The sequence below is a fragment of the Candidatus Marsarchaeota archaeon genome, assembly GCA_023473665.1.
Classification (GTDB): Archaea; Micrarchaeota; Micrarchaeia; order Micrarchaeales; family Micrarchaeaceae; genus JAMCYM01.
Map to the genome: position 1 here is coordinate 23,848 of JAMCYM010000002.1, position 25,920 is coordinate 49,767.

Below are 25,920 nucleotides of genomic sequence, written 5' to 3' on the forward strand. Positions count from 1 at the left end.
GGAATGGCAGGAACTGGAAACGCAACGAATAAGATGCGCGAGGTCAAGGTAGACAAGCTGGTCATAAACATAGGCAGCGGCAGCAACGACCAGCAGACCAACAACGCCAAGCGGCTGCTCGAGATGATAACAGGCGCGAAGCCGACGTACGCGCTCGCTAAGAAGCGGAACCCTACATTCAAGATATCGAAGGGCAGCAAGATAGGGGCGTTCGTAACCCTGCGCGGCTTGCGCGCCGCGCAGCTGCTGCCGAAGCTTCTTGCTGCAGTTGACAACCGCATAAGGCCCAGCAGCATAACCAACAACACCGTCAACTTCGGCATAAAGGAGTACATAGACATAAGCGGCATAAAGTACGACCCGAGCATAGGCATGCTGGGAATGAACGTTAATGTATCGTTTAGGAGGCCGGGCCTCAGGACCGAGCTCAAGAAGCGTGCTTCTGGAAAGGTGAGCAGGAGCCACAGGATCATAGGCAGGGAAGAGCTCGAAAGATACCTGGGCGAGCGTTTCAAGGTAGAGGTGCAGGGTGCATAATCATGAAGGTAAAGACAGAAGAGAAATTCAAGGGCAAGGGTGTACGCAAGTGCAGGATATGCGGAGGCACGCGCGGCCTCATAAGGTCCCATAACCTCTACATATGCAGGAGGTGCTTCAGGGAGGTGGCAAAGGACCTAAACTTCAAGAAATATGGTTGATGCTCATGGACAGGCTTGCAGAGGCAATAAATACGATAAAGGCCAACGAGCGCGTAGGCAGGCGCGGGTGCACTGTGCTCTCCACAAAGCTGGTGCGCTCTGTGCTCGATGTAATGCAGAAGAACGGCTACATAGACGGCTACGAGGAGCGTACGGAGCGCTACGCGCGCGTGCTAGACGTGAAGCTCTCGAGGAAGATAAACAGCATAAGCGTGGTCAAGCCGAGATACGCGCTGTCGAAGCTCGACATACAGCGCTACGAGGAGCGCTACATACCGAGCAAGGACTTCGGCATACTTATAATATCAACGCCGAAAGGCATGCTGACCAACCGCGACGCGAGGGCCGCGGGAATAGGCGGCAGGCTTGTGGCATACGTGTACTGATGGTATAATGGAAGAGGTAGCGGTGCCGGAAGGCATCGAGATAAGGATCGACGGCGACAAGGTCATAACGAAGGGAGCCCTCGGCATGAACGAGCGCGCCTTCAACCATTTGCTGCTCACAGTCGAGAGCGGCGCAAAATCGGTGAAGATAAGCGCCATTGACGACAAGAAGCTCGCCAAGAAGGCCAACCAGGCGGCTGTGGCGCTGGCCAACGAGGTCAGAAGCGACATCTCCGGTGTTACAAAGAACTTCGAGATCGTGATGGAGGCCGTATACGCCCATTTCCCGATGACCTTGGAGGTCAAGGGCAGCGAGCTGCTCATAAAGAACATGTTCGGAGAGCGCATGCCGCGGCCCGCCGCAATAGTCGGCTCTACCAAGATCGAGATCAAGGGCAAGGACGTCAAGGTGTACGGCACGAAGCACGATGACGTAAGCCAAACGGCAGCAAACATACGCCAGGCATGCAAGGTGCACGGCAAGGACACGCGCGTCTTCCAGGACGGCGTTTATTATGCAAGCGAGTGATGTTCATGGAATCAAAGCCAAGAATAGCAAAGAAGCACCATCCGAAGTTCAACGTGCCCAATTACGGCACGAAGAACAGGAAGCGCGTAAGGGAGCGCTGGCGCAAGCAGCGCGGAATAGACAACAAGAAGCGCATAAAGAAGTCGTTCACGGGCGCGGAGCCGACTATAGGCTACAGAAACCCTGAGGGCATCAGGGGCAGGCGCGCCGACGGCAGGCGCGCCGTGCTTGTCCACAACATAGGCGAGCTGCGCACGCTGCTGGAGAATCCAGAAGGCTCAGGCTTCGACATAATGATTGCAGGCGCTGTAGGCGCACGGAAGCGCGCTGCGATATCTTCGCTTGCCGCGCAGAACGGCATAAAGGTAACGAACGGTGGCATTGCATGAGCATAAGGCTTACGAAAAGGGTAGCGGCCTCGATCATGGGCAGGGGCGAGAGCGCCGTGAGGATCAGCGCGGCATCGATAGCCGATGCCAAGAAGGCGATAACCCGCGAAGACGTCAGGGAGCTGATCAAGAAGGGCGCCATCTACGCGATCAAGGAGAAGCACAACATAAGCGCGCACGGCAAGGAGCTCTCGAAGAAGCGCGCTGCAGGGAGGAAGCGCGGCCCCGGAAGGAAGCACGGAACCTACAAGGCGCGCGCAGGCATAACGTACATGAAGAAGGTAAGGGCGCAGAGGCGCGTATTGCTGCAGCTGAAAAGCGCCGGCACCATAAACAACGAGATGTTCAAGGGCTTCTATGCGCTGGTCAAGGGCGGCACGTTCGCGAGCAAGGCGACGTTGCTCAACCACATAAGGAGCAGGGGCGTTGCGATAGACGAAGAGTCATTCAACAAGCTTAAGCATGCGTGATGTTCATGAAGATAAGGAGAATAAGACGCGCTAGGTCGCTGACCGACTACAAGAAGCGCGTGGCGCTGCTCAAGGGAAGGCTGCTGCGCGTAGTCGTAAGGAAGAGCAACAGGTCAGTGACCGCGCAGCTCGTGGCATACGAGCCGGACGGCGACAAGGTCATTGCAAGCGCGCACTCGAGGGAGCTCGCGCAGCTCGGCTGGCCGCCGAGAGGCAACATTCCAACCGCATACCTGACCGGGATGCTACTGGCCAAAAAGCAGAAGGCGAATGGCGTGGGGCGCGTGGTGCTCGACACTGGCATAAGCAAGCCTGTAAAATCTAACGTGCTGTTTGCAGCGGCCAAGGGATGCGCAGACGGCGGCCTTGAGCTCATCAACTCCATAGAGTTCGATCCGGTGAGGCTGGCCGGCAAGCACATATCGGCATATGCGGCCTCGGCCGCAGGCCAGGGCAGCATGTTCTCCAAGTACAGGAGTGCAGGCATCGACCCTGCCAAGATAGACGTTCTTTTTGAGGAAGTGAAGAAAAAAATATTGAGCAAGTGATTGATTGCGCAAATTTGCACCGCGTAGGGAAAATGAAAGGGAGCGCTTCAACATAGAGGCGTGGGAGCCGGCCACCGAGCTCGGCAAGGCCGTGAAGGCGCGGCAGATCACGTCCATAGAAGAGATATTCGCCATGGGCAAGCACATAGAGGAAGTCGGCATAGTTGATGCGCTACTGCCAGAGATAAAGAGCGAGATAATCGACATAGCAAGCGTGCAGCGCATGACCAGGAACAACCGCAAGCAGAAGTTCAGGGTCACGGCCGTAGCAGGCGACGGGCACGGCCATGTAGGAGTCGGGGCGGCCAAGGACACCGAGGTGAGGGCAGCCATGGACTCGGCTATAAATGCCGCGAAGCGCAACATAGTGCCTGTTGCTCTGGGCTGCGGCTCATGGCAGTGCACATGCGGCCAGCCGCACAGCCTGCCGTTCGCAGTCAAGGGCAAGTGCGGCGGCGTGTCCGTGCTGCTCAAACCTGCTCCGAGAGGCCTGGGCATAGTTGCAAGCGGCCCGATCAAGACCATGCTGCAGCTTGCTGGCGTCAAGGACGTGTGGAGCTTCTCAACCGGCAGGACGCGAACCAAGTACAATACGCTCATGGCGGTGCAGAACGCGTTCGAGAACATAATCAGCATGAAGAACCTGCCGGCATCTGCAATCGCAAAGCAGTAATTGTACAACAAGTATGCCTGCGCTGGCTAAGTTTTATATAAACCTACTGACTATCGGATTCGTTAATGTTTAATGGTGTTAGCATGAAGGTTTGGGTCGATAAACCACTGTGCACCGGCTGCCAGCACTGCAAGGACGTGTGTCCTGTGGCTGTATTTGAGATGAAGAGCAGGAAGGACATGGAGGGCGCCAATTCAGATGTAGCACCGGAAGAGCACAAATGGAAGGGCACGAGCGATCCGGCCACAGTGCAGAAGTGGAAGGACGTCCAGGACGGCCACAAGCACTTTGCAGACGAGAACGACGGCACAAGCGGCGGCATATCTGTTGCAGTGAACGGCGAGGCCTGCATACTCTGCCAGGCATGCCTGATACAGTGCGAGGGCGAGTGCATACACATAATAGACGACACCGGCACCGAGTACAAGTCTATATACGCCTAGCCGTTTCCCTATTTTCTTTATGTCATGCTTCGCTAATAGCTGTGCCCGTTTACCTGATTGGCGCCGCGCGACACGCACCGCTAATAACTTTTACGCCTTACTGGTAATGCCGCAGCGCGGCCGCATTCTGGTGCTGGAATGATAGAATACGCAGGGGAGCCTTACAGCGACATGGAGAGCCTTGCAGCTCTCAACCCATTCGTCAGGAAATGGTTCGAGAAAGACTTCGCGGAGCTCACCCCGCCCCAGAGATACACCTTCAAGCTCATAGCCGAAAGGCACAATCTCATAGTCTCTGCGCCCACCGGCTCGGGCAAGACGATGTCCGCATTTTTATCGATAATGAGTGCGCTGTTCGACAGGGCGCTAAAGGGCGAGCTGGAGGAGAAGGTTTACTGCATATACGTATCGCCGCTCAGGGCGCTCAACAACGACATCTACCGCAACCTTAACGTGCCCCTCAACGAGATATACGCAATGATAAAGAAGCAGAAGGGCGTCGACATAATAAAGGGCAACATCCGTGAGGTGACCATAGCTGTGCGAACGGGCGACACGGACCAAAAGGAGCGCAGGAGGCAGCTCGCGCACCCCCCTAACATACTTGTCACGACGCCCGAGAGCCTTGCGATACTGATAAACTCTGAGAAATATGCAGAAAACCTGAAGACGTGCGAATACATAGTAATAGATGAGCTGCACGAGCTCGCCAACAACAAGCGCGGCGTGCACCTCTCGCTGTCTGTGGAGCGCCTCGAGTCCTTCATCGGCCACGGCACAGTGCGCATAGGGCTCGGCGCAACGCTCTACCCGCAAGAAGAGGCGGCCAAGTTCCTAGTGGGCTATAGCAACGGAGCCCCAAGGGACTGCATAATGGTCGACGCATCATGGAGCAAGAAGCTCAATGTAGTTGCAAAGAGCCCGGTCAGGGACATGATATACACCGACAGCGCAGTAGTCGAGAAGAAGATGTATGACGAGATAAACAAGATAATAAAGAAAGCAAAGACCACGCTCATATTCACGAATACCAGGAGCGGCACCGAGCGCGTCGTTTTCAACATCAAGCGCAGGTTCGGCTACAGCGAGGACATAGCGGCGCATCATGGCTCGCTGTCAAGGGATTCGAGGCTTGAGGTCGAGGATCTGCTCAAGAAGGGCGCCCTCAAGTGTGCGGTGTCGTCGACCAGCTTGGAGCTCGGCATAGACATAGGCACGATAGACAACGTCATACAGCTCGGCTCGCCAAAGAGCGTCTCAAGGGCTGTGCAGCGCATAGGCAGGGCCGGTCATTCGTTCAGGGCTGTTGCCAACGGCGAGATGATCGTGCTGAACCGCGACGACCTGGTAGAGTGCTCTGTCATGCTCGACGCGGCGCTCAAGCATCATCTCGACGCGTTCGTGGTGCCGAAGAACCCGCTCGATGTGCTGGCGCAGCACATCGTCGGCATGTCGCTGACCAAGAAATGGAATATAGACGAGGCATACGATGTCATAAAGGGAGCATACGCATTCTCGAATCTCGATAAACAGGAGTATATGAGCCTGCTGGCCTACCTGGCCGGAAGCTACGTCGGCCTGGAGAGCAGGCACGTATACGGCAAGATATGGTACGACGATAAGGAACGCGTCTTCGGCAGGCGCGGTAAGCTCGCAAAGCCTATATACATGCTCAACCTTGGCACGATACCTGATGAAGTCGCTGTCAACGTCTTCCTCATGGGCTCGGACAGGTGGATAGGCAACATCGAGGAGGAGTTCCTCACCAAGCTGAAGCCTGGCGACATATTCACGCTGGGCGGCAGGCTCTACCGGTTTGACCATGCCAGGGGCATGCGCGCCTATGTGGCTGAAGCAAAGGGCGCCTCGCCGACGATTCCCCCGTGGTTCTCTGAGCAGCTGCCGCTGAGCTTCGAGCTCGCCAATGCGATAGGCGAGTTCAGGAAGGGCATGGCAGACGCGATAGGCGCATCTACGAGCAGCAATAGGCAGACCGGCATGATGGCCTTTCTAAAACGAGGTACAATACCGAAGAACGTCGATGCGCTACTCAAAGCGATGCCAATAGACGCCAATGCGCGGCACGCCATATTCGGCTATTTCGTGGAGCAGGTGCTGTTTGCGGGCGCAGTGCCGAACAACAGGTTCATTCTAATTGAGGAGACTTCGGAGGAAGACTCAGATTCAGATTACATAGTCTTCCACTCGCTGTTCGGGAGGCGCGTCAACGACGCGCTTTCTAGGATAATTGCGATAGAGCTGGGCGACATCCTGAACGAGGACATAGGGGTAATGATAAATGACAACGGCTTCGTTCTGAGCATCGAGAAAAGCAAGCGCTCCCTTGGCGGGCAGGTGGCCAAAGCGATAAGCATGGCAATGAAATCAGACGCACGGCAGCTGCTAAAAAGCAACATAAGAAGGACCGAGCTGATGAGGCGGCGCTTCAGGCACGTAGCTGCACGCAGCTTCATGATACTAAGAAATTACAAGGGCTATAAGCTGCCTGTGGGAAGGCAGCAGATCAATGCGCAATTGCTGCTAAGCGCAGTAGAGAGCATCGATCCGGACTTTCCCATACTGCGAGAGACCTACAGGGAGATACTCGACGAAGTGATGGACCTTCCGCGGACGAGCGAGGTGCTTGAGGGCCTGAAGAGCGGCGCCATAACATACGACATAATCAAGACGCCGAGCCCCAGCCCGTTCGCGCACAGCATGCTGACGTTCGGCCATGCTGACGTCATACTAATGAAGGACAGGCAGGCATACCTGAAGAAGCTCCACAGGCTTGTGATGAAGCGCATAAACGGTGCAGCAAAATGATGCTCAACAGTGACATAGAGCTGTTGGAAGGCATGCCGATAGCGCACATAAAGAGCATGAACGCGCTGGCTGTAGCTGACATGCACCTTGGATACGAGGGCGTGATGGCCAAGGGCGGCACCATGGTGCCTAAGGTCAACTTCAGGAAGATGACGGACATGCTCTCAAAGGCCTTGCTTAAGACAGGAGCGCGCAGCATAATAATCGATGGCGACATAAAGAACGAGTTCTCTACAGTCGACATAGAAGAGTTCAACGAACTCTACGACTTTATACAGTTCGCCAAGTCAAAGGGCGTGCATCTCGTCCTGATAAAGGGCAACCACGACAACTTTGTCGAGCGCTACAAAGAGCCGTTCAAGCTCGAAATCTACAGGCAGGAAGCCATGATAGACGGCTACCTATTCTTCCATGGCGAAGAGCTTCCGTCGAAAATACCATCAAAGGCCAAGCTGCTTGTGATGGGGCACGAGCATCCCGCCATAGCAATATACAATGCCATAGGCAGGAAGGAAAAGTTGAGGTGCTTCCTGTACGGTTCGTACAAAGGCAAGCGCCTGCTGGTGCTGCCAGCCATAAACTACTTTGCGTCCGGCACTGAGATAAACCTTCACAGCAAGGATGAGCTCCTGTCGCCAATCTTTCGGCATGCCGATATAGAGAGCATGCATGCGATAGCGATAGGGTACGGCTCGACCATCGACTTCGGCACGATAGGCCAGTTGCGCGAAGCTGCATACGCCGATTGAATCCTCATATCCACGGCAGCACGTTAACAAGAAGGAAGATTACCACGAGCGCTGTCAGCACCCTGACGATGCGCCTGTTTTTCACGCTGGTAGCATAGATGCGCCAGCCGTCAAGGCCCGGTATCGGGAGCAGATTGACCACCGCTACCAGGAAGTTCAGCATGAACAGGAGCGCGAACAGCGTGTACAGGAAATACACCGACTTGTACCATAGGTTAGGCGTTACGGCCTTTGTCACTACGCCTACCTCTATGCCTATCAAGCCGTGCGTAGAGATGTTTGAGCGCATCGACGTCAGTTCGTACGAGCCTGAGCTGGTAGCTATGTTGATGACAGAGCCTGGGCTTTCGTTTGACGCGAATGCCTCGAAGCCGGCCAGGTCGCTGACGCGGTAGCCGTTCCACGATATCACCTGCGAGTCCACTTTTATCACGTTGTAGGCCGGATAGCCAGGTATGGTGCCGGTTATGACAACGCTCTGCTGGTAGACGTGCTGCACCATGTAAGGTATCATGACCACCATGGGCACAAGGAACACGAGCATGAGCAGGAAGTTCGACGATACCCCTGCGGCGAGTATCTCGTTCTGCTGGATTGCCGGCAGTTTGGCCACCTGCTTCTCCTCCGGCTCTACAAAGGCCCCTACAGGTATCAGGCCAAACATCAGAAGGCCGACCGACTTCAGCTTGACCTTGAACATCGCAGCCAGCACGCCATGCGACATCTCATGGAATATGAGTATGACGACCAGCGCTATTATGCCCGCAAAGAGCGGCGTGTCTACTCCAGGTATGAGCGGCGCTACGCCTGGCACCTGGCTCGACAGCGGGGCAAGCGACGAGGTGCTGATTGACGCAACCACCGAGTTCAGTATGTTGTAGGAATTGAGGGCCAGCAGGTAGAACATGTAACCTGAGAATCCTGCTATGAATGTGGCAGCATGGAGCGCGTATTCTGACACGCCTCCGCTTAACGCTTCTGCAACGTATGACGATGGGGAAGGCAGCGCCTGCGCCGCCGGCACATACCTCTGCAGCGGGGCTATGTTTATGAACAGCACCGAGTAGCTAAGGAGCGGCAGCACGAAGAACATGATAATGAAGAGCGACACCAAGCCCACAGCATAGAGGCGCTTGCTTATCCTGCCCTTCAGCAGAGGGTAAGCCAGCACGCCGAATCCCAGCACTATGCCCCAGAGGGCAAGCGCTTGCCAGAAACCTGAATGGCTCTTTGCGATCCTGCGCACAGTCGCTATGCCGCGGGAGCCGCTCAGCATGTACATTCCGTAACCGCCGTGCAGCGAGAATATCGTCTTGATGGCGGTGCCGCTGAGCACCAATGCCACAAGTGCACCGATCCACTGCACCGCAGCGCCAAGATACGATGCGAAATACAGGTAGTAAAGGGCTGCAATCGTTACGATGGCCACAGCGGCTCCGGAAGCATATCTCAGCCTGCCGTCAATGTGGCTATTTTTATCTAGCATGAGGAATCAGCTGTAGCAACGCACCTATATTTGGGAGGCAAAAGGATTTATAGAAGCTGGCAGGAAAACCTATTGGGGGATTTGATGGAGGACTGCGAGCTGTGCGGCCGGCCTACCGAACGCGTGTATGTCGTTGATGTGGAGGGCGTAGAGCTGAGGGTGTGCCCGAAGTGCGCCAAGGGCAAGAAGGTGATAAGGGATGCGTCTGTGCCAATTAAAACGTCAAAGCCCCGGAGTGCGCCGCGTGCGCAACACGGAGAGCTCCAGCTTGTCGATGACTATGGCGCAAGGATAAGGAGCGGCCGCGAGGCGATGAAGATACCTCTGAAGGTGCTGGCTGAGATGCTCAACGAGAAGGAGACATTCCTCTCCAGGGTGGAGGAGCAGAAGACAGCGCCGCCAGAGGCCCTGGTGAAGAAGCTCGAGAAGGCCTTGGGCATAAGGCTTCTGGAGGAGCCGCCCGCCGAGGCGCAGGAGAGCGCGCGCCGCGGCAAGGAGAACGCTACTCTAGGGGACTTCGTGGGCTAGGCGTTGAAATGGCAGTCGACCTGAGCAAGCTGGTGGTAAGGCGCAAGATAACTGTCGATGAGCTGAACGACCGCGTGGTAGCGGTCGACGCCTACAACGTGCTCTACCAGTTCCTTTCGATAATAAGGCAGCCTGACGGGACGCTCCTCACCGACCAGAACGGGAACGTTACCAGCCATCTGTCCGGGCTTTTCTACCGCACCATAGAGCTGATAGACCACGGCGTCAAGCCTATATACGTATTTGACGGCGTGCCCTCGATGCTCAAGCAGAAGACCATAGAGGCGCGCATGCAGAGGCGCGCATCCGCATACGAAGCGTGGCAGCAGGCGAAGGAAGCAGGCGCCGTAGAGCAGGCGCGCTCCTACGCCCAGCAGAGCTCAAGGGTCGACAAAGCAATAGTTGCGTCGTCGAAGCGGCTCCTCGAGCTTATGGGAGTGCCATACATAAACGCGCCCAGCGAGGGCGAGGCGCAAGCGAGCTACATGTGCGCCCATGGCCTGGCGTATGCCGCGGCCAGCCAGGACTACGACACATTGCTCTTCGGCTCAAAGAACGTGGTGCGCAACCTGGCGCTTTCCGGAAGGAGGAAGCTGCCAAAGAAGAACATATACATAGAGGTGCAGCCGGAGCTCGTGAACCTCGACGAGACGCTTTCGAGCCTCGGCATAACCCGCAAGCAGCTCATATGGGTAGGCATACTGATAGGCACGGACTTCAACGAGGGCATAAAGGGCGTCGGCCCTAAGACGGCGCTCAAGGCGGCCAAGGCAGCGAGCAGCCTGGCAGACATAAAGGCCTTCGCGAAGTCGAAGGGCGGGGAGTTCGAGCTCGACGTAGCAGAGGTCGAGCAGCTGTTCATGAATCCTGAGGTTACAGAACTGGAAAGGTCGTACATTTCTGCTGCGCTCGACTCAAAGGCAGATGCGGACGGCATAGTGCGCTTCATGTGCGACGAGCACGGCTTCAGCAGGGAGCGTGTCGCAAAGTACGCGCAGCTTCTGGAGAAGCGAAAGGGATCCGCGCGGCAGGCCGGCATCTCATCGTGGGTCAAGTAAAACGCTATGAACCCTTTTCCCAAGAAACGACCAGTTCGTTATTTAAAGCAATGCAAGGAAAGTAAGCTCTGGAGGATGCCAAATGGCCAAGAATGGGGGAAGCATGAAGATAGACCTCGGTGCGGTCCCTGACATAAACACGCTCTTCAGCAGCATAATAAAGGACCTCTCCAAAGAATTTCCCGAGTTCGAGAAGTTCGACGTGCCTATTGTGCTGTCGTTCAGGCTGCGCATAGAGAACGGCGTTGCAGTGATAGAGGACATCAGCGCCAGCTCTTCGCCGCCGCAACCGCAGCAAGACGCGCAGCGCCGCACGCGCAATAAAGTACCACAGGGCCCCACGGCGAGCAGTTTAGAGCAGATAAACAAATACCCAAAGGACAGGGAGCCGCTTGTCGACGTGTCTGAGAGGAACGGCGTCGCGTCTGTGACAGCTGAAATGAACGGCGCTGCCAGGGAGTCGATACAGGTTACGGCAAATGGCAATACATTAACGATACAGGCCTCAACCAGGTACGGGCCATTCGATCGTAAGCTCGAGCTGTCAGGCAGCATAAATCCGCAAGCAGCGGTCGCGCACTACACCAACGGCGTGCTCGAGATCACTGCACCGCTTGACGGCAAGCGCCATGGAAAGGCTATTATAAAGGTATCTTGAAATGCTTCTTCTGTAGGTGTTTTCATGCAAAAGAGGGTTACGAAATCGAACAGGAAGATCGGCAAGAGGTACAGGAGCGCCAAGAAGCTCAAGCGCATCAGGAAGCCGCACAGGAAGCGGCTCAAGGCAGTGATGCGGCGCTGAGCTCACACGATGTCTACATACATCTTGTCGTTGAACTCATAGGCGGTCGAATTCTCGTCTATCCCAAGCGCCTTCAGCATCGCGTCCTTGCCTGGCAGTTCCCTTATGCCGTCCTTCATGTCAAGCAGATAGAGCTTGCCGCTGTATTCGTAGTACACCAGCACGTTCCTGGTGCTGTCCCTGATGCTCATCAGCACCTTGGCCGAAGGATTGCCAAGCTTTATGAGCAGGCTGCACAGCAGCACGCACTTGTCAACAATATCACCCATGCCGAACGTCAGCGTGTCGGCCGGCGAGAGCCAGAACTGGAGCGGCAGCGTCGCATCGGCAATCTTATCTCTCACGAATTCCAGCGCCTCCACGCTAGCGTCGTAGAAGCTGCCCTCATAGGTGTAATGGTCGAAGTCGTCCATTACCTCCTTGGCCTTTGCAGCTACCTTTTCATTGTTCGGCGTCACAAGCGTGGGCAGCTCCGCTACGGACAAGCTCTCCTGCTCCTCTATGTAATCCTTGTAGCGCTGTATCACGGCCAGGTAGAGCTGGCCCAAATCGCCCTGCCTTTCGGCCATAGGCTGCGCATCAATCGCCATACATCACATACTGCGCTGGAAAGGGATAAAATGGTTCCTTGTTCTATTAGATCGGCAGCAGGGGCGTAGCAATGAGGAACAAGGAGCTGGCAGAAATATTCGACGAGATAGCAGCCATGCTCAGCATAGAGGAAACAAAAACATCGCGGTTTGAGGTCAGGGCGTACCAGACGGCCGCACTGAACATATCGGGCCTGCAGGAGGACATAGAGGACATATACAGGCGCGGCGGAACGAAGGCGCTCATGGAGCTGCCTGGCGTAGGCAAGGGCATAGCCGGACACATAGAGGAATACCTTAAGACCGGGCATATCAGGAAGTACGATGCGCTGAAGAAGAAATACCCTGTCGACTTCAAGTCGCTCACAAAGCTGGAAGGCATGGGGGCAAAGAAAGCAATGCTCCTTTACAGGAAGCTCAAGATTAGGGACCTTGCCGACTTGCAGAAAGCCGTAGCCGCGCACAAGGTGCGCGAGCTGGAGGGCTTCGGCGAGAAAAGCGAGCAATCGATAGCAAATGGCATCAGGCTGCTTGAGGCAGCAGGCACACGGATGCCTCTAGGCGAGGCGCTGCCGGAAGCCGAATCCATCGTGAAGGCGCTCCTCGGCAGCAGGCTTGTTGAGGATGCGCTTGTGGCAGGGTCTGCGCGGCGGATGCGCGAGACCGTTGGCGACATCGACATACTGGCGCTTTCTAGGAAGGGCGAGCCGGTCATGGACTTCTTTGAGAAGCTGCCCATGGTCATGGGCACGGTGTCAAAAGGGCCTACAAGGACCACAGTGCAGCTCAAGATCGGCTTAACGTGCGACCTCCGCGTTATAAAGCCGGAGAGCTTCGGCGCTGCCGTGCAGTACTTCACGGGCAGCAAGGCGCACAACATAGCGACGCGCAAGATAGCAATAGCGAAGGGCTACAAGCTGAACGAGTACGGCCTGTTCAGGAAAAACAGGATTATAGCGAGCAGGGACGAGCGCGAGATATACGCCAAGCTCGGCATGGAGTGGGTGCCGCCTGAGATGCGCGAAGACCGCGGCGAGATAAAGCTAGCGCTCGAGCACAGACTACCTAAGCTCGTAGAGCTGGGCGACCTCCAGGGCGACCTGCATACGCACACGAAAGAGACAGATGGTAACAACACATTGGAAGAGATGGCCGATGCGGCCGTCAAAGCAGGGCTCAAGTACATCGCTACCACAAACCATACGAAGAGCCTGCGCGTGGCAAGGGGCATGGACGAGAAGGGATTCGCGAAGTTCTTCGAGCAGGTCGACAGGCTCAACGACAAGTACAACGGCAGCTTCACGATCATGAAGGGCGCAGAGGTCGACATACTGAAGGACGGCAGCCTTGATCTGGAAAGGAAGGCGCTCATGAGCATGGACTGCGTTGTTGGCGGAGTGCATTCAGCGTTCAACATGCCTGAGCGCGAGATGACCAAGCGCATCGTTACTGCAATGGATTCGGGCCTTATGCACATTCTGGCCCACCCTACTGGCAGGGTAATAGGCGTGCGCGAGGCGTATCCTCTCGATCTAGCGGCTGTCGCAGAAGCGGCGGAAAGGAACGGCGTTATGCTCGAGATAAACGCGTATCCATTGAGGCTGGACCTCAATGACACCAACATACTTAGCACATCCAAGAGAAATGTGACGTTCGCGATAAATTCAGACGGGCATAACGTTACCCATTACTCAGTGTTGAGGTACGGCATAGGCACAGCACGCAGGGGCTGGCTTGGAAAGGAGCGCGTAGCCAACGCACTGCCTCTCGAGAAGCTCAGGCGCCTGCTGAAGAAATGAGCGTTGCACATGCAGTTGCCCAAGCAATAAACCTGCAATCCGGAAACATGCCAACGGGAAAAGCACATTGCAATCATTATGAAGCGTTCAAAAACGATCCAGCAACTTTGGGTGTTGATGCATTGCCAAAAGAGGAAATAATAAATGACTTGCGTGCAAGTATGATAGCTGTTAGGCAATCGGCAGTTCGTGCTAGTAAGTGAGTCGACCATGCATGCAATGAAAGCGCAAAGCGCTATGGAATACCTGATGACCTACGGCTGGGCCATCCTAATAATAGCAGTAGTGCTTGCAGCGCTCTATGCCACTGGCGTATTCAATCCAAACACGTTTGCGCCTAGAGCCCAGCCTGGTGCTTGCAGCGTCTACAGGCCATATGGCCCCGGCAGCACGCAGTTCATAAGTACTGAGGGACCGTGCAACAGCGAAGAGCCAAAGTTCGTGGCTCAGTTCAGTGGTGTGAGCTATATAACGACGCCCTCAACAAACATGCTTAAGGCCACAATGCCACTCACGCTGACTGCATGGATTATGGCATCGTCAACCTCCGGAACTAATGTAATAGTGCAAGAGGGAACTGCAGCAACTGATGAATCGGCCCACATATGGACAAGCTCAGGCACTTTGCAGGTAGGATTCTATGGCGATAACTGTAACACTGGTGAGCCTGTTAGCGCTGGGAAATGGTATTTCGTGGCAATGAACTGGACAGGAGGCACAAGCAAGACAATGGGATGGACTATTGATGGTACATCTGGCACATGCGCTATAACCGGGACTCCAAGCATACTGTCGGGCACATCCTATATTGGATGGGACGGAAGCGCCGGAGATGAATGGTCTGGAGACATATCAAATGTCCAAATCTACAACACATCCCTTTCGCAACCAGGCATCCAAGCCATCTATAAAGAAGGCATAGGCGGCCCGCCTATTAAACTGCAAAATCTTGTTGGCTGGTGGCCGCTCAACGGCAACCCCACTGATTACAGTGGTGATAACCTTAATGGCATAGCTGCTAATGTTATATATACATCGTCGTGGGACTCTGGATACGTCGCGCCATGATGTCGCTACTAAAACTTCGAGATATTGACCTGCTTTCCTGGAATTCATGTTCCAGTTCAGGCTTGATCATGCACTTGTATCATAACATACCTGCGTTACCTAGCGCCTTTGAGACCTGCTTGCTAACATATGCCTAATCTTCGAGTTGGTGTCTTACAAAAGGCTTTAGGTGCGGCCATGTTTTTTTTTCAACTCCGAGGATTGCACCTTTTAGCGCTCCTGCTGTCGGTTTCAGTGCAGAAAAAGAGAGGCATAGTTCTTGCTTTTTCCTATGATTCTCGCTGCATCAACTACTCTTATCACGCGTATGCCATTCTTTGATAAATACGAGTTGAATCCCGAGGTCTTCATTGCTTTATTCCGCGCATGCAAGATATAGATTTTTGTATATCTCATTATCAAATATGATAATTAATATGACATAAATAACAACAAAGAAACTAACCCGTGCTTGCAAACGTTGAAATAAGATACATTGATAATAAAGATTATGTTTATTATACAATTTTTATTGAATTAACTAAAATATAAAATGCACGATTTACAGGAACTTCGACAAGTTGAACTGCCTGTCTGGGACTTCCTGCACTGCGCCTATGCCGCCAAACACAGTCTCTATCTCGTCCTTTAAGAGCGCGATGCGTTGCTTGATGTAAGGTTCAAGGTCGTACCTGTCGGCTAGCTTAATTGCGGTGTCAAGATATTTTTCTATGCCCCCCTTCGAGATCGTGAGCAAGAGTTTGCCGCCGCAGCGCGTGCACTTGCCTATCAGCGGCACGCGCCTGTACTTCGCATTGCAGTTCACACACCTGAACTCCTGCCTTGAATAGGAATGGAGGTTGCCCATTAAGTCAGGTATGAAATGGCTGAGTATCAGCCTGCGCGCCGTGTCCTTCCTGTCGACAGAACACAGCCTGTCGGTGAGCTCGAACTGCATCTCTATCTTTTCCTGCATGGTCTTCAATGTCGTGTAGGAGCTCTTCTTCGGTGACTCTGCTATTGCGCCTATGCCGCTCGCATGCGTGAAGTCCAGATTGCTGAACACGCCGTCGCTGCCTAGCCTGTTGCCCACGAGCTCCACGCTCATCTCCCCGGGCGGCACGTACTGCATGCTCTTGTCATAGAAGCCGAGCCCGTAGCCCTGCACTACTTCCATCGCATGCACCTCGTCATCGACTTCCTCCGGCCTTATGTTTACCGATAGTATGAGCGGCGCGTCCATCGTGCCGCCTACTGTCGTTGGCAGGTAGCTTCTCGAGAAATTAAGCAGCGCATCAAGGAGCAGCATTGTCGTGTCTTCGTCGCCGTCGCAGTTGCGCCTGCGCGCCGATATCGTATACGGGTGCGCCAAGCCGACATTTGCCTCGGTGAAGCCTATTATCCTGTTGAGCACGCCCGCTGAAGTATGCGGCGCCAATGTAACCACATACTGGCCAATTAGGTCTTCTATCCTCTCTGCCCTGTAGAACGGCTCAAGCTTGTAGTACTTCTCGAGTAGCGAGTCAACGAACTCCGCCACCCTGAGCATGTACTGCGCGCCCCTCATGTTCAGCACGACGTCCTGATGCCTCAGCTCGAGCAGCTGATTTTCATCGACAAGCTCGCTGCCGGTGTAGTCTTTGGTATAACCAAGCTCTTTCAGCTTTTCTATGCCTGTGCCGATCTCTTTGGGGTAAAAGTGCGTCATAGGCGCGTCTGTGGCGTCGAACCTTGCGGTGCCGTCCTTGAAGATGTAGACATTGTTTATGCTCCGCAGTATGCCCTTCTCCAAAGGCTCGGCCACCTTGTCGCCGTTCATTAAGCCCTTGACGCCTTTCACCAGCTTCGGCATTCCGGATATGCTGAGATTGGCCAGCGCCTCGTTTATCTCGCTGACTATATCTATGGTCTTGGATTCGCTCGCTTCTGCTATTCCTCCGCATCTGTCGCATGTCTTGCTGGTCACCAGCGCGCCGCAGCTCCTGCACCTGTACATGATTTCAGCCCTGCTGCCGTGCTTGTGGCAGTAAGGGCCGTTGATGTACTCCCCGCCCTCCTTGCACCTGTAACGCGCCATCTCTACAGTTATGCCGGGAGATCCGAACTTTCTGGATTCCTGCGCATAAGCTTTCGACAGGCTCCTCTCCTTGCCGCCGTATTCCCCAACCGGGAAGAGTATGTTAGGCGCTGGCTTCATGAGCCTCTCCTTAGCCTTCTCGGGCCTGCCCATCCTGCCGCCTATCCTCGTCGAGCGCCTCATTATCGTGAACGGCGCTACCGCATTTAGCACATCCAACGCTTCCTTCCCAGCACTGTAGCTCTCAAGCACGCTTGCGTCTATTCTAAGCTTGCCGTCCTTAGCGAAACCTAGGGCGCAGAGCAGGCTCTGCGCATCGTCCCCGTGCACCTCTATGCTTGCGCCCTTGTCGATGTGCGGTATGCACATGCTCTCGAAGGCCTCGCGCGCTTTCGCGGTGTCATCGCCCCCTATGGCTATGCTCTTCACGTCGAACACGCTGTCGGAATCAGCCTCAATCTTGGCCCCGAGCATCGTCTCGGCCAGGTCCTTAAGACCTGCTATTCCAACATCATCGTAGTCGTATATGTAGAGCGGGTGCATAGGCACCCCATACCTGCTGGACAGCTCGTATGCGTCCTTGAAGCTTTTTACTGCCGGCATGCTTCCACTATAGCCGGATTCGCGCAGCTGCGCATACCAATATTCTTCTACGTAACTGGAGGGCAGCATGGGGGTGTTGGTCTTCTTGAAGTCCCCGTATGTTATGAGCACGTCGCCCACGGCCAGTATCTTCTTTATATGCCCTTTCAGGTCCCTCACCTGCTTCGCATCGTTAATCCTGAAGGCCTCGCCGGTATCGAGCTTCACGAACGGCCCCTCTATGCTGTCGACAGGCATCGCAATGCAACCCTTGCCGGGCTTCTCGACCTTCAGTTGCGTCCCAACTGCTATGAAGTCGTCAAGGATGCACATTGTGGCAGGGCTGAAGCCCTTCGCGGCTATGCCCGTGAGCCTGCTCCTTCCGTAGCGCAGCCTGAACGCGCCCGCATGCTCCGGATATGCGAATACGGGCCTGCCTGCTACCAGCTCCTGCAAGAACACGGCGTCCTTTTTCTCCTCTGCCTTGTCCTGAGGCTGCGCGCTCACGTGCTTCTCGACCTTTATCACGTTGTTCAGCCAGCCCCAGTCAAGGCCCGCATTCTTCGTGTGCTTCAGCACGCTCTTCGCCTTCTGGGCTATGCCCTCGCACGTCACCAGGCACACGCCGCTGCGTATCCTATTCGAGAGCATGACGGTCTTGCCTTCGCCGTCGAGCCTCTGTATGTTCCTGCGTATGCTGACCTCGAGCTGCTCGTTCGGAAGCCCGTCTATGCAGACCGGGCAGTTCTCTAGTATGGAGCGTATGTCCTCTTCCGGCGGCTTGTACTGCAGCCTCGCTACCCTCGCGTCGTAGATCTGTATCTCCTCTATGTAGCGCTCTATCTCGCTCTGCTGGGCCTTGTAGTTGCCTATGCCAAGCAATTTCCTGCCGTAGTCCGCAAACGCGACAGAGAGCGCCGCGGCCGTGCCTCCAGCTCCCCTTATCGGCCCGGCATAGAGCACCGCCGCGTAGTCGCTGCCGTCTGCATTCCTGTGCAGCTCTACGCCCTGCACGCCTTCCGTAGGCGCCACGAGCACGCCCTCTGTCATCACAGCGAGCCCTACCCTGACTGCCATGAGCAGGCGCTTGTCGTTGGGCATCACGAAGCGCTCGTTAGTGCACAGCTCCTTTACCATCTCGAACGCGAGCTCAGGCCTCGACTTCCCGTTCGCCTTGCTGCGCACTATTTCAGCCAGGCCGTCTATGCGCATTATGCCCTCTACCCTCGCCGCCAAGTCGGGCGCAGGCCGTATCTCTACCTCAGCTTCAGGATCATAGCCTAAGGACCGCGCCTTCGCTGCCACGCCGTACGCCTTCTGGAAGTCCCTTGAGAAAAGCTCGAAGTATTCGTTGGTGTTCATGCGATGGCCTGGCTGAAGTCTATGCTCTCGAATGTCATGCTTTTCGTGTCGTAAACCGGCAGTATGCACGGCGTCGGCATGTGGCCCTGCTTTATTTGGAAATCAGTGCGCGCCTGCCATGTGCCGCTGTTCACTATGCCAACGCCGTGGTAATTGGCTGTGCCGTTCTTGTGTATGTGGCCCATGTGGAGTATGTCCGGCACAGTATCTATTACCAGCCCGTCGCTCTTTGACGGCACCACTATGTTGCCCGCGTATATCGGCGACAGGTGGCGCCTCCTCAATATCTCTATCATCGCCCTTTCCGGCCTAGCGTAGCTCATGTTCGGCACCGCGCTTATTATTGAGTCGAGCGAAGTGCCATGATAGGCCAGCACGTCAAGGCCGTGGAGCCTGAGCATGCTGGGATTTGACACCATGTGCACATTATCTTTCTTGAAGCTCCCTATCAGTTCCTGGGTGAGCGGCGGCTGCGGCTCCGCGCGCTGTACCGCGTCGTGGTTGCCCGTAAGCACGAACACGTGGATATAGTCGGGTATCGCGTCCATGTACTCGAAGAACATCCTGTACTGCGTATACATGTCGAGCACCGCGAGGTCGCGGTCCTGGTTAGGATACACGCCTATGCCGTCGGCTATGTCGCCCCCCACCACAACGTACTTGACCCTGCCGGCGAGCTCGCTGCGCCTGCCAGAGCCATCGCCGTTGAGCCATCCTATCATCTTCGAGAAGTTCTTCTCCATGAAGAGCTTGCTGCCGACATGCACGTCCGATACGAAGGCTATGGCAATTCCGTCGTCGATGCGCTTCGGCGTCCTTATGGGCACGTCGGGCCATATGAGCTCGTTCGCTATGACGAATGGCCCGGATATCTTGCCCTTGACTGCTACGGCTTCATCGTTTATTATCAAGGCCGATTTCTCGAACAGCTCTCTCGCTGCCTGCGAGGTGCCGTTCATGAACATGACCTTGGCGCTGCCGGTCTCGTCCTCTATCTCGACGAGCACGTTCCCGTTCTTCGTCGTGAATTTCCTTGACACGAGGCCCATGATGTAAACCTCGCGGCCGCTGGCGTAGTTTTTCAGCGCCTCAAGGTTCTGCAGCGCATTTCCCATCTGCGCAACGTGCTGGGCCATTATGGTGCGCATGCGCCTCAGCCTGTCATTGAAATAATCCACGAAATCGCTTACGGAGCCGTGTGCGTGCTCGACCTGCCTGTTGCGTATTGCGTAATCGGCATCTATCTCGGCAGCCAAGGGCTTGAACTCCAGGGGCCTATCTATCTCTATCGGCATCGGCACCTTCTCGTTGAGTATGCCCTGCACGGTCTCGGTCAGCTGCTCGTTGCCCACCACAACCAGCTCGCCCTCCTTGCCGAGACCTGCGAGCCTTGATGCCAGCGCATCGAGGTCTATGCCCCTGATAGGAGATGCGTCTACGTCTGCGGCCAGCAGCAATCCGTACTTCGAAAGCTTCGCGGCGAGTTCCCCCACAAGCCGCGCGAGCTCTTGGTCTTCCATGAACGTTACTGCTTGATTGATTCAAGCGTGCTCAATATGCTCCATATCACGGTGCGCGCCTGCGCCGGCAGGTTGATGTCGTTGCTCACCGCGTCGAGGCTGTATATGGCCGCCGATACCCTAACAATCACGTCGCCGCTTTCGTTCAGCTTCGCTTTAGCATCAGTTACTGCGCCCCTGACATTCTTCGGCACGCTCGTGTCACCTATGAGCGAATCCATCTGCACGTTTATCTGGACTATAGCGTCGGCTGCCTGCTTGTCACTCCCCATGAAACTCACCTAGAACTAAGTTCCTACTGTAGTAGTTTCCCGAAAACCTATTTATGCATTTGCGATTTTCGGCTTTCTGAAAACCAATAGGTAATGCGTGCCGTAGCCCTTCTCCATGATTTTGACGAGACCAACGGCAGCAAAGCGCTTCTCTACGGTTTTTGCATCAAGCCTGATCTGCATGGGTGGGCCGAATTCCGTACGCACCCTTTTCCAATCGAATACGATTGTCGTGCCGCCGTCCCTAAGCACACGTGCTATCTCGTGCTCGTAGCCCTCAGGCAGATCATGGAACGAGCTGCTCGAAAATACCACGTCAACGCTGCTGTCATCCAGCGCCATCCTTCTGCTGTCGGAAGGCACCGGCACAATGTTTTTTATGTCTGCGCAGTTCTTGGCAAGCAAGCTGTTGAGCTTGTGGTCGCTGTCAACCGCATATACTGTTCTGGCATGCTTCGCGATAATCTTTGTTATGCTGCCATCGCCAGCGCCCAGGTCCACGACATCTTTACCTGCAATATCACGCTCTATGCCGTTGACTACGAGTTCCATGAGGGCCAGCCTCTCCGGAGTTGCCGAGCCCCAGGCCCAGTGCGCATGGCTGCCATGCCTAGTAGCTTCTGCCATGTCGGTCATAATTTGTCTATCCTGTCCTTGAGCTTCTTTACCCTGTCCTTGTACTTGTCGAGCAGATCCCTGTTGTCCTGCAGGTAGTCTACAAGCCCCTCGAGCTCAGAAAGCGCGCGCTCCATGTAGAAGCCCTTGTCCTTCCGTATGCCCATGGCTTCTAGGCCCTTGTCAGTCATAGCATACCTGCCGTCCTCTCCGCGGCTCAGCACGCCGTCCTGGACGAGCTCGTTCAGCATCGGGTATATTGAGCCAGGCGAAGGCCTCCACCAGCCCATGTTCTGCGACTCCATCGCGTCCATTATCTCCGCGCCTGTCATCGGCTTGTCCTTGAGCAGGTACAGCGCCCAGTACTTTATGCCTCTTGACCTGAAGCCGCCTATGTGCATGCCGGCGCCGCGGCCGCCGTAGCCTGCCCCACGCTCGCCATACTCTTCGTCGTCCTCATATCCTGATCCATGCCCGTACATCCTGTGTGGTCTCATTATATCACTTCGTTATCAATTTGATATTATTTAGATATCAAATAGATATTTAAGGCTTGCGCTGCATGTGCGATATCCAATGGCGGTCATTCGCTGGGCTGCGCCATCTTCGCGAAGTCCCTGTCGGGTACCTGTATGTACAGGCAGTAGCCCTGGTTTTTCTTGAGCGCGCCGCTGAGCTCCTCTCCTGGTATCGATTCTACTTCCTCTTCTGTGTAGGGCGGACGCCTTTCAATGAACCACGGCTCGCCGGCATGACGCGCCCTGGTGAGGGCCTCCGCATCGCTTAGCGTGCCTTGGCTGGGAAGCTTGCCAGAGAATTTGCCTTCTGTAACCTGCTTGAGTATTTCGTCCACTGCAAGTTTCTTTGCGTATGCATTCCTCTCGGCATGGTCCACGCTATCAAGGCACTTGCCCAGTACACTTATCATGTTTGGCGCGTTTGCAAGCGCCGAATACTCTGCGTAGGTACCATTGCCTATCCTCCTTTCCCTTAGCGCCACGCGCTCGAGTATCTTGTCTACGTTATACTTGTCTATGAGAAGCAGCCCGTGCATGAGCGCGCTCTTCACGCCCCAGAATATCGCATGGCTCGCTATTACCTTGTCGTTGACGTTTATCGTTGACGCCCTGTTGTCGACCCGCACGTCGTCCACGCCGAGCTCTGCGAGCGCGTCGTATATGCTCTGCGCAAAGTACTTCCTCATGTCCTCGAAATGCCTGAAGCTTCCGTCCCTCGGCACAGTGAACGAATAGGCGATGCAGCTGCTGTCGAACTGCACATGCGAGCCTCCGGTTATGCGCCTCGCGATGTCGAAGCTGCTGTCAAGCTTCTTGATGTTTGATGCATCTTCGCCGTAGCCCAAGACCACCGCGTCTTTCTCGACGTTCCAGAAGCGCACTGTTGCAACATTCTTCGATTCTGACCTTGCGAGCAGGTACTCCTCGAGCGCCATGTTCTGCTTTATGCTCAGGGTGCTGTTGCCCCAGTACTCATAATCAAACATCCGATCAGCTCATCCGAACTCTTGCGCCAGCGCCTTTGCAGCCTTGCCCAGCTCTTCCGGCGCGTAATGTATCTTCCTCTGCTTCGGACCCGTTACAAAGTCGCTCGTGCCCGGTATGATGTGCCAGTGTATGTGCGGTATGGTCTGGCCTGCAGCAGCGCCGCTCAGGCGCATTATTTTGTAGCCGTCTATGCCTTTGCTCTTGTAGAACATTTCGACCCTATGCACCGCCTCAAAGATGTCGTTGATCTCCTTGCTGCTCAGCTCCTTTGGTTGCTCGGCGTGCCTTATCGGAATTACAAGCATGTGGTACGGCGCTACGCCGTCCATCGCAAGCACTATTCTTGCACTGCCGACTTTCACCACTGTCGAACTGCCTATTATCTCCTCCCTGCAGAAGACGTCCTTCTGCGTGCTCTTTTCCACCGCACCACCCAATTCAATTATGGAAAAGATAAGCTAAATAGTTTTAGGCATTCGCGGGCATTGCTTCGTTACCATGGCACCAAACACCACAGTGCCTATACCATGCCAGCTTCTGTGAAGCCTTCAACAACTGTGGCTTTGGCCGTTTTATAACCTATAAATTTGTCCTTGGGCAGAAGCCTCTTCAGCTCCCTGTCCCATACATTTGCCAGTGCATCGACTCTGTTGTGGAACCGCTCTGAAGAGAACATATGGCCATGTTCGCGCATCTTCTCGTCTATGAGGCCAGCGTCTACATATACGCGCTTGCCTAACAGGAAGCTCAAATCGTATAGGTCGCGGGCTTTAATGTTATGCCTAAACAGCAGGGCCACCACCTTTTCAGCCAGAATCTCCTTCTCGTTCATGACCAGGGCAAGATACGGCCTCAAATCTTTGTATACTGGGTTCCTTCTAACCTTGCCTAGTGTTTCCCTTACAGAGGAATTTTTGTCTATCTCTATCTTGAGGTGCTGGTACTTGTTCAGCATGCCAAACAACGGCCCCCTTATGCTCAGCTCCCATACCAGCATGTCCTTAGCGTTCTTCTTTCTCATAACTCTTGTCGAATACTCGTCATTCAATGAACCAACAACCCTATCGACTTCTTTGGCAAGCCTGCCAATAATCGTGCCGGGTACGACAGAAAAATCCAGGTCGTCTGAGAATCGCGGAGAGCCGTAGAATTTGGACAACGCAGTGCCTCCTTTGAATACAATGCTGCCCATGTAGTTGAATATGCCTGATAGCGCCATTTCCTGGATGTAATCCTTTTCAGCTTGATACGGCTGGTCGTAGTGCCAGGCAGCAAGCAGCGATTCCTTGTCTATCATTTCGCCATCCCAGCCTGCGAAAGCAGCCTTGCCTCTTTCTTATAGCCGTGCTCGGCGAGAAGTTCGGCCGTACGCGAAATGACTGTCTTCCTGCCGCTCATCAACGCATATTCTGCGAGCCTTCCAACGTCTATCCTGCTCGGCTTGTCGAGCATTGTCTCGTCAAGGTCGTTGACATCGTTGAAATAATATATGTCGACTATCGCCTTCTCCGGATCTGCTATCGATATGTTGCCATTAGCTTCCTTGTGATAGCCGAACATCATGCCCTTTGAGATATGCTTGAACAAAATATCATACCCCATCACGTCCCTCACGGCCCTATGCCTCTTAGTCGAAACCACATATACCATATTTGGTATCTGCGTCGTAAACCCATAGTACGCCAACGCCGAAACGAGGCTTATATATGACGGCGCCACTATGCTTGATGCTACCTCGTATTCGTTGGACCTTTCCTTCAGATAGTATAGGCCCCGTTGGACTCTGCCTACCTTGTTCTGCTTTACGCATCTGTTCAGAAAAAGCCAAGTGTATTCCTTGGGTTTCCTCAGTATCTTTGTTGCATCCTTTACGCTGAACACCGGCATATGATTGTCCCTAAGGAACCCAATAAATTCGCTGGTTTGCACATATAGATTGCATGCGCAAAATATTTACGTGTTTCGTTAAATATCAAATGATATGTATTGATACATATATACTTCAAGACCGCTACGTTATCACTACGCCGAACACTGTCCTCACGACGAAGCCTATCAGTGCAGTGGCGAAGGCCGTGCCTAGCGATATCGAGATCATCTCGAGCACGCGCGTCCTTATACCCGTGTCGCTCATTACCGCGATGAGCGCCGAGGCTATCGCCAGCACCGCGCTAACCGATACGACTGAAACTGCAATGCCTGCATAGCCAGAAATGCCAAGTATGAACGGGTATGTCGCTATGAGCGCCCCGACAAAGTAGAAGATGCCTGTGTAATATGCCTCTTTCCTTGGGCTCGTCGGCATTGCGCGCTCCTTCTCGAGCGCGTGCTCCACGACCTTCTCCGACTTTGACGATATGTAGGCGCCTGCTGCCATGCTGAGCGTTCCGGCTATGCCCACTATTATGCCCGTGAGCGCGACCACGAAGCTCGTAGTTGCGACCATCGCCACCCCGGCAATTACCGCAAGTATCTCAACAAGGCCGTCGTTCATTCCGAATACGATCGAGCGCGTGTAGTTGAGCATAGCCTCGTGCTTCTGGGTCTGCATGAGCAGAACTTTCTCATGCTCCTCCTCGTCCTTTATTATGCTGCGTATCTTGCCGAGCGCAGCGGGGCTGAAGCCCTCCCCTTCGGCCAGCAACTTATAGCCGTTGAGGCCCTCGCTCTCATGCCTCTCAAGGAGCTTTGTCACGAAGGCTATGCCCATGAACCGCCTGACCAGCACGTACAGACTTACTTTCATCCTTATTGACAGTGGCATGCCCAGGCTTCTCACGTCCTTTATGCCAAGGAGCCCGGCCCAAACCATTGCGTGCCGCAGCTCTGTTTTCTTGAGCTTTCCTACGAGCTTCTTGAGCACCGGATCCTTCTCGTGCCTCTCGGTGCTCTCGTACAGCGCGTAATCCGATAGCTCGTCCCTGAGGAATTCCTCCTCTATGTGCCTTATGCGCTCGCTCGTCATC

General features: G+C 54.7%; 28 protein-coding genes. 16 read left to right on the top strand and 12 right to left on the bottom strand.

Annotated elements, in window-relative coordinates:
- Window positions 1–3: 3 nt before the first annotated feature.
- The 11 genes from M1158_00860 to M1158_00910 all read left to right on the top strand — a co-directional run bounded on the left by M1158_00860 (window position 4) and on the right by M1158_00910 (window position 7,711).
- Complete coding sequence (locus M1158_00860; protein ID MCL5099658.1) at window positions 4–537, top strand: 50S ribosomal protein L5; 534 nt, start codon at window positions 4–6, stop codon at window positions 535–537.
- Window positions 538–539: 2 nt separating this feature from the next.
- Window positions 540–698 (top strand): 30S ribosomal protein S14, encoded by a 159-nt coding sequence (locus tag M1158_00865; protein MCL5099659.1) that lies wholly within the window; start codon window positions 540–542, stop codon window positions 696–698.
- A gap of 5 nt (window positions 699–703) precedes the next feature.
- Window positions 704–1,084, top strand: coding sequence for a 30S ribosomal protein S8 (locus M1158_00870; GenBank protein ID MCL5099660.1), 381 nt, complete (start codon window positions 704–706; stop codon window positions 1,082–1,084).
- 7 nt (window positions 1,085–1,091) lie between these two features.
- On the top strand, window positions 1,092–1,613 hold the full coding sequence (gene rplF / locus M1158_00875; GenBank protein MCL5099661.1) for a 50S ribosomal protein L6: 522 nt from the start codon (window positions 1,092–1,094) through the stop codon (window positions 1,611–1,613).
- 5 nt (window positions 1,614–1,618) lie between these two features.
- Entirely contained in the window at window positions 1,619–2,002 is a 384-nt protein-coding gene (locus M1158_00880; GenBank protein MCL5099662.1) for an eL32 family ribosomal protein, read from the top strand.
- On the top strand, window positions 1,999–2,472 hold the full coding sequence (locus M1158_00885) for a 50S ribosomal protein L19e (GenBank protein MCL5099663.1): 474 nt from the start codon (window positions 1,999–2,001) through the stop codon (window positions 2,470–2,472). The genes M1158_00880 and M1158_00885 overlap by 4 nt, the downstream gene beginning before the upstream one ends.
- A 5-nt stretch (window positions 2,473–2,477) precedes the next feature.
- Entirely contained in the window at window positions 2,478–3,020 is a 543-nt protein-coding gene (locus tag M1158_00890; GenBank protein ID MCL5099664.1) for a 50S ribosomal protein L18, read from the top strand.
- Between the two features lie 4 nt (window positions 3,021–3,024).
- A complete protein-coding gene (locus M1158_00895; protein ID MCL5099665.1) occupies window positions 3,025–3,693 on the top strand; it encodes a 30S ribosomal protein S5 in 669 nt (222 codons plus the stop codon).
- A gap of 83 nt (window positions 3,694–3,776) precedes the next feature.
- The gene (locus tag M1158_00900; GenBank protein ID MCL5099666.1) at window positions 3,777–4,136 is read left to right on the top strand and encodes a 4Fe-4S dicluster domain-containing protein; all 360 of its coding nucleotides are present in this window, start codon (window positions 3,777–3,779) and stop codon (window positions 4,134–4,136) included.
- A 138-nt stretch (window positions 4,137–4,274) separates the two neighbouring features.
- Window positions 4,275–6,962 (top strand): ATP-dependent helicase, encoded by a 2,688-nt coding sequence (locus tag M1158_00905; protein MCL5099667.1) that lies wholly within the window; start codon window positions 4,275–4,277, stop codon window positions 6,960–6,962.
- Entirely contained in the window at window positions 6,959–7,711 is a 753-nt protein-coding gene (locus M1158_00910; protein MCL5099668.1) for a metallophosphoesterase, read from the top strand. The genes M1158_00905 and M1158_00910 overlap by 4 nt, the downstream gene beginning before the upstream one ends.
- Window positions 7,712–7,715: 4 nt before the next feature.
- Here M1158_00910 and M1158_00915 read toward each other — a convergent pair whose 3' ends face one another.
- Window positions 7,716–9,197, bottom strand: coding sequence for a site-2 protease family protein (locus M1158_00915; protein MCL5099669.1), 1,482 nt, complete (start codon window positions 9,195–9,197; stop codon window positions 7,716–7,718).
- A gap of 84 nt (window positions 9,198–9,281) precedes the next feature.
- Here M1158_00915 and M1158_00920 point away from each other — a divergent pair, with 84 nt between their 5' ends.
- The 3 genes from M1158_00920 (at window position 9,282) to M1158_00930 (ending at window position 11,441) form a co-directional block, all read left to right on the top strand.
- Window positions 9,282–9,725, top strand: coding sequence for a multiprotein bridging factor aMBF1 (locus tag M1158_00920; protein MCL5099670.1), 444 nt, complete (start codon window positions 9,282–9,284; stop codon window positions 9,723–9,725).
- An 8-nt stretch (window positions 9,726–9,733) separates the two neighbouring features.
- Window positions 9,734–10,783, top strand: a complete 1,050-nt coding sequence (fen, locus tag M1158_00925; protein ID MCL5099671.1) for a flap endonuclease-1 — start codon at window positions 9,734–9,736, stop codon at window positions 10,781–10,783.
- An 82-nt stretch (window positions 10,784–10,865) separates the two neighbouring features.
- Window positions 10,866–11,441, top strand: coding sequence for an Hsp20/alpha crystallin family protein (locus M1158_00930; protein ID MCL5099672.1), 576 nt, complete (start codon window positions 10,866–10,868; stop codon window positions 11,439–11,441).
- A 146-nt stretch (window positions 11,442–11,587) separates the two neighbouring features.
- On the opposite strand, the gene M1158_00935 is transcribed toward M1158_00930, so the two are convergent.
- Window positions 11,588–12,175 (bottom strand): hypothetical protein, encoded by a 588-nt coding sequence (locus M1158_00935; protein ID MCL5099673.1) that lies wholly within the window; start codon window positions 12,173–12,175, stop codon window positions 11,588–11,590.
- 71 nt (window positions 12,176–12,246) lie between these two features.
- Here M1158_00935 and polX point away from each other — a divergent pair, with 71 nt between their 5' ends.
- Window positions 12,247–13,974, top strand: coding sequence for a DNA polymerase/3'-5' exonuclease PolX (gene polX / locus M1158_00940; protein ID MCL5099674.1), 1,728 nt, complete (start codon window positions 12,247–12,249; stop codon window positions 13,972–13,974).
- 219 nt (window positions 13,975–14,193) lie between these two features.
- Entirely contained in the window at window positions 14,194–15,042 is an 849-nt protein-coding gene (locus M1158_00945; GenBank protein ID MCL5099675.1) for a LamG domain-containing protein, read from the top strand.
- Between the two features lie 541 nt (window positions 15,043–15,583).
- On the opposite strand, the gene M1158_00950 is transcribed toward M1158_00945, so the two are convergent.
- From M1158_00950 to M1158_00995, 10 genes are all read right to left on the bottom strand, one after another.
- Window positions 15,584–19,042 (bottom strand): DNA polymerase II large subunit, encoded by a 3,459-nt coding sequence (locus M1158_00950; GenBank protein ID MCL5099676.1) that lies wholly within the window; start codon window positions 19,040–19,042, stop codon window positions 15,584–15,586.
- Window positions 19,039–20,562 carry a DNA-directed DNA polymerase II small subunit gene (locus M1158_00955; protein ID MCL5099677.1) on the bottom strand — a complete coding sequence of 508 codons (1,524 nt, stop codon included), beginning with the start codon at window positions 20,560–20,562 and terminating at the stop codon, window positions 19,039–19,041. Before M1158_00955 ends, M1158_00950 begins: the two co-directional genes overlap by 4 nt.
- Before the next feature lie 5 nt (window positions 20,563–20,567).
- Entirely contained in the window at window positions 20,568–20,834 is a 267-nt protein-coding gene (locus M1158_00960) for a UPF0147 family protein (protein MCL5099678.1), read from the bottom strand.
- A 51-nt stretch (window positions 20,835–20,885) separates the two neighbouring features.
- A complete protein-coding gene (locus tag M1158_00965) occupies window positions 20,886–21,470 on the bottom strand; it encodes a methyltransferase domain-containing protein (GenBank protein ID MCL5099679.1) in 585 nt (194 codons plus the stop codon).
- Window positions 21,467–21,946 (bottom strand): PadR family transcriptional regulator, encoded by a 480-nt coding sequence (locus M1158_00970; protein MCL5099680.1) that lies wholly within the window; start codon window positions 21,944–21,946, stop codon window positions 21,467–21,469. The genes M1158_00965 and M1158_00970 overlap by 4 nt, the downstream gene beginning before the upstream one ends.
- Window positions 21,947–22,032: 86 nt before the next feature.
- A complete protein-coding gene (locus M1158_00975) occupies window positions 22,033–22,953 on the bottom strand; it encodes a hypothetical protein (GenBank protein MCL5099681.1) in 921 nt (306 codons plus the stop codon).
- A 9-nt stretch (window positions 22,954–22,962) separates the two neighbouring features.
- On the bottom strand, window positions 22,963–23,379 hold the full coding sequence (locus M1158_00980; protein MCL5099682.1) for an HIT family protein: 417 nt from the start codon (window positions 23,377–23,379) through the stop codon (window positions 22,963–22,965).
- A gap of 95 nt (window positions 23,380–23,474) precedes the next feature.
- Window positions 23,475–24,251, bottom strand: a complete 777-nt coding sequence (locus tag M1158_00985; protein MCL5099683.1) for a nucleotidyl transferase AbiEii/AbiGii toxin family protein — start codon at window positions 24,249–24,251, stop codon at window positions 23,475–23,477.
- On the bottom strand, window positions 24,248–24,841 hold the full coding sequence (locus M1158_00990; protein ID MCL5099684.1) for a hypothetical protein: 594 nt from the start codon (window positions 24,839–24,841) through the stop codon (window positions 24,248–24,250). Before M1158_00990 ends, M1158_00985 begins: the two co-directional genes overlap by 4 nt.
- A gap of 124 nt (window positions 24,842–24,965) precedes the next feature.
- On the bottom strand, window positions 24,966–25,919 hold the full coding sequence (locus M1158_00995) for a VIT1/CCC1 transporter family protein (GenBank protein MCL5099685.1): 954 nt from the start codon (window positions 25,917–25,919) through the stop codon (window positions 24,966–24,968).
- Window position 25,920 lies beyond the last annotated feature (1 nt).

Excerpts from the sequence above, each read along its gene's own strand:
- M1158_00860 (MCL5099658.1), top strand. The coding sequence starts at position 4 with ATGGCAGGAACTGGAAACGCAACGAATAAGATGCGCGAGGTCAAGGTA.
- M1158_00865 (MCL5099659.1), top strand. The coding sequence starts at position 540 with ATGAAGGTAAAGACAGAAGAGAAATTCAAGGGCAAGGGTGTACGCAAG.
- M1158_00870 (MCL5099660.1), top strand. The coding sequence starts at position 704 with ATGGACAGGCTTGCAGAGGCAATAAATACGATAAAGGCCAACGAGCGC.
- rplF (MCL5099661.1), top strand. The coding sequence starts at position 1,092 with ATGGAAGAGGTAGCGGTGCCGGAAGGCATCGAGATAAGGATCGACGGC.
- M1158_00880 (MCL5099662.1), top strand. The coding sequence starts at position 1,619 with ATGGAATCAAAGCCAAGAATAGCAAAGAAGCACCATCCGAAGTTCAAC.
- M1158_00885 (MCL5099663.1), top strand. The coding sequence starts at position 1,999 with ATGAGCATAAGGCTTACGAAAAGGGTAGCGGCCTCGATCATGGGCAGG.
- M1158_00890 (MCL5099664.1), top strand. The coding sequence starts at position 2,478 with ATGAAGATAAGGAGAATAAGACGCGCTAGGTCGCTGACCGACTACAAG.
- M1158_00900 (MCL5099666.1), top strand. The coding sequence starts at position 3,777 with ATGAAGGTTTGGGTCGATAAACCACTGTGCACCGGCTGCCAGCACTGC.
- M1158_00905 (MCL5099667.1), top strand. The coding sequence starts at position 4,275 with ATGATAGAATACGCAGGGGAGCCTTACAGCGACATGGAGAGCCTTGCA.
- M1158_00910 (MCL5099668.1), top strand. The coding sequence starts at position 6,959 with ATGATGCTCAACAGTGACATAGAGCTGTTGGAAGGCATGCCGATAGCG.
- M1158_00915 (MCL5099669.1), bottom strand. The coding sequence starts at position 9,197 with ATGCTAGATAAAAATAGCCACATTGACGGCAGGCTGAGATATGCTTCC.
- M1158_00920 (MCL5099670.1), top strand. The coding sequence starts at position 9,282 with ATGGAGGACTGCGAGCTGTGCGGCCGGCCTACCGAACGCGTGTATGTC.
- fen (MCL5099671.1), top strand. The coding sequence starts at position 9,734 with ATGGCAGTCGACCTGAGCAAGCTGGTGGTAAGGCGCAAGATAACTGTC.
- M1158_00930 (MCL5099672.1), top strand. The coding sequence starts at position 10,866 with ATGGCCAAGAATGGGGGAAGCATGAAGATAGACCTCGGTGCGGTCCCT.
- M1158_00935 (MCL5099673.1), bottom strand. The coding sequence starts at position 12,175 with ATGGCGATTGATGCGCAGCCTATGGCCGAAAGGCAGGGCGATTTGGGC.
- polX (MCL5099674.1), top strand. The coding sequence starts at position 12,247 with ATGAGGAACAAGGAGCTGGCAGAAATATTCGACGAGATAGCAGCCATG.
- M1158_00945 (MCL5099675.1), top strand. The coding sequence starts at position 14,194 with ATGAAAGCGCAAAGCGCTATGGAATACCTGATGACCTACGGCTGGGCC.
- M1158_00950 (MCL5099676.1), bottom strand. The coding sequence starts at position 19,042 with ATGAACACCAACGAATACTTCGAGCTTTTCTCAAGGGACTTCCAGAAG.
- M1158_00955 (MCL5099677.1), bottom strand. The coding sequence starts at position 20,562 with ATGGAAGACCAAGAGCTCGCGCGGCTTGTGGGGGAACTCGCCGCGAAG.
- M1158_00960 (MCL5099678.1), bottom strand. The coding sequence starts at position 20,834 with ATGGGGAGTGACAAGCAGGCAGCCGACGCTATAGTCCAGATAAACGTG.
- M1158_00965 (MCL5099679.1), bottom strand. The coding sequence starts at position 21,470 with ATGACCGACATGGCAGAAGCTACTAGGCATGGCAGCCATGCGCACTGG.
- M1158_00970 (MCL5099680.1), bottom strand. The coding sequence starts at position 21,946 with ATGAGACCACACAGGATGTACGGGCATGGATCAGGATATGAGGACGAC.
- M1158_00975 (MCL5099681.1), bottom strand. The coding sequence starts at position 22,953 with ATGTTTGATTATGAGTACTGGGGCAACAGCACCCTGAGCATAAAGCAG.
- M1158_00985 (MCL5099683.1), bottom strand. The coding sequence starts at position 24,251 with ATGATAGACAAGGAATCGCTGCTTGCTGCCTGGCACTACGACCAGCCG.
- M1158_00990 (MCL5099684.1), bottom strand. The coding sequence starts at position 24,841 with ATGCCGGTGTTCAGCGTAAAGGATGCAACAAAGATACTGAGGAAACCC.
- M1158_00995 (MCL5099685.1), bottom strand. The coding sequence starts at position 25,919 with ATGACGAGCGAGCGCATAAGGCACATAGAGGAGGAATTCCTCAGGGAC.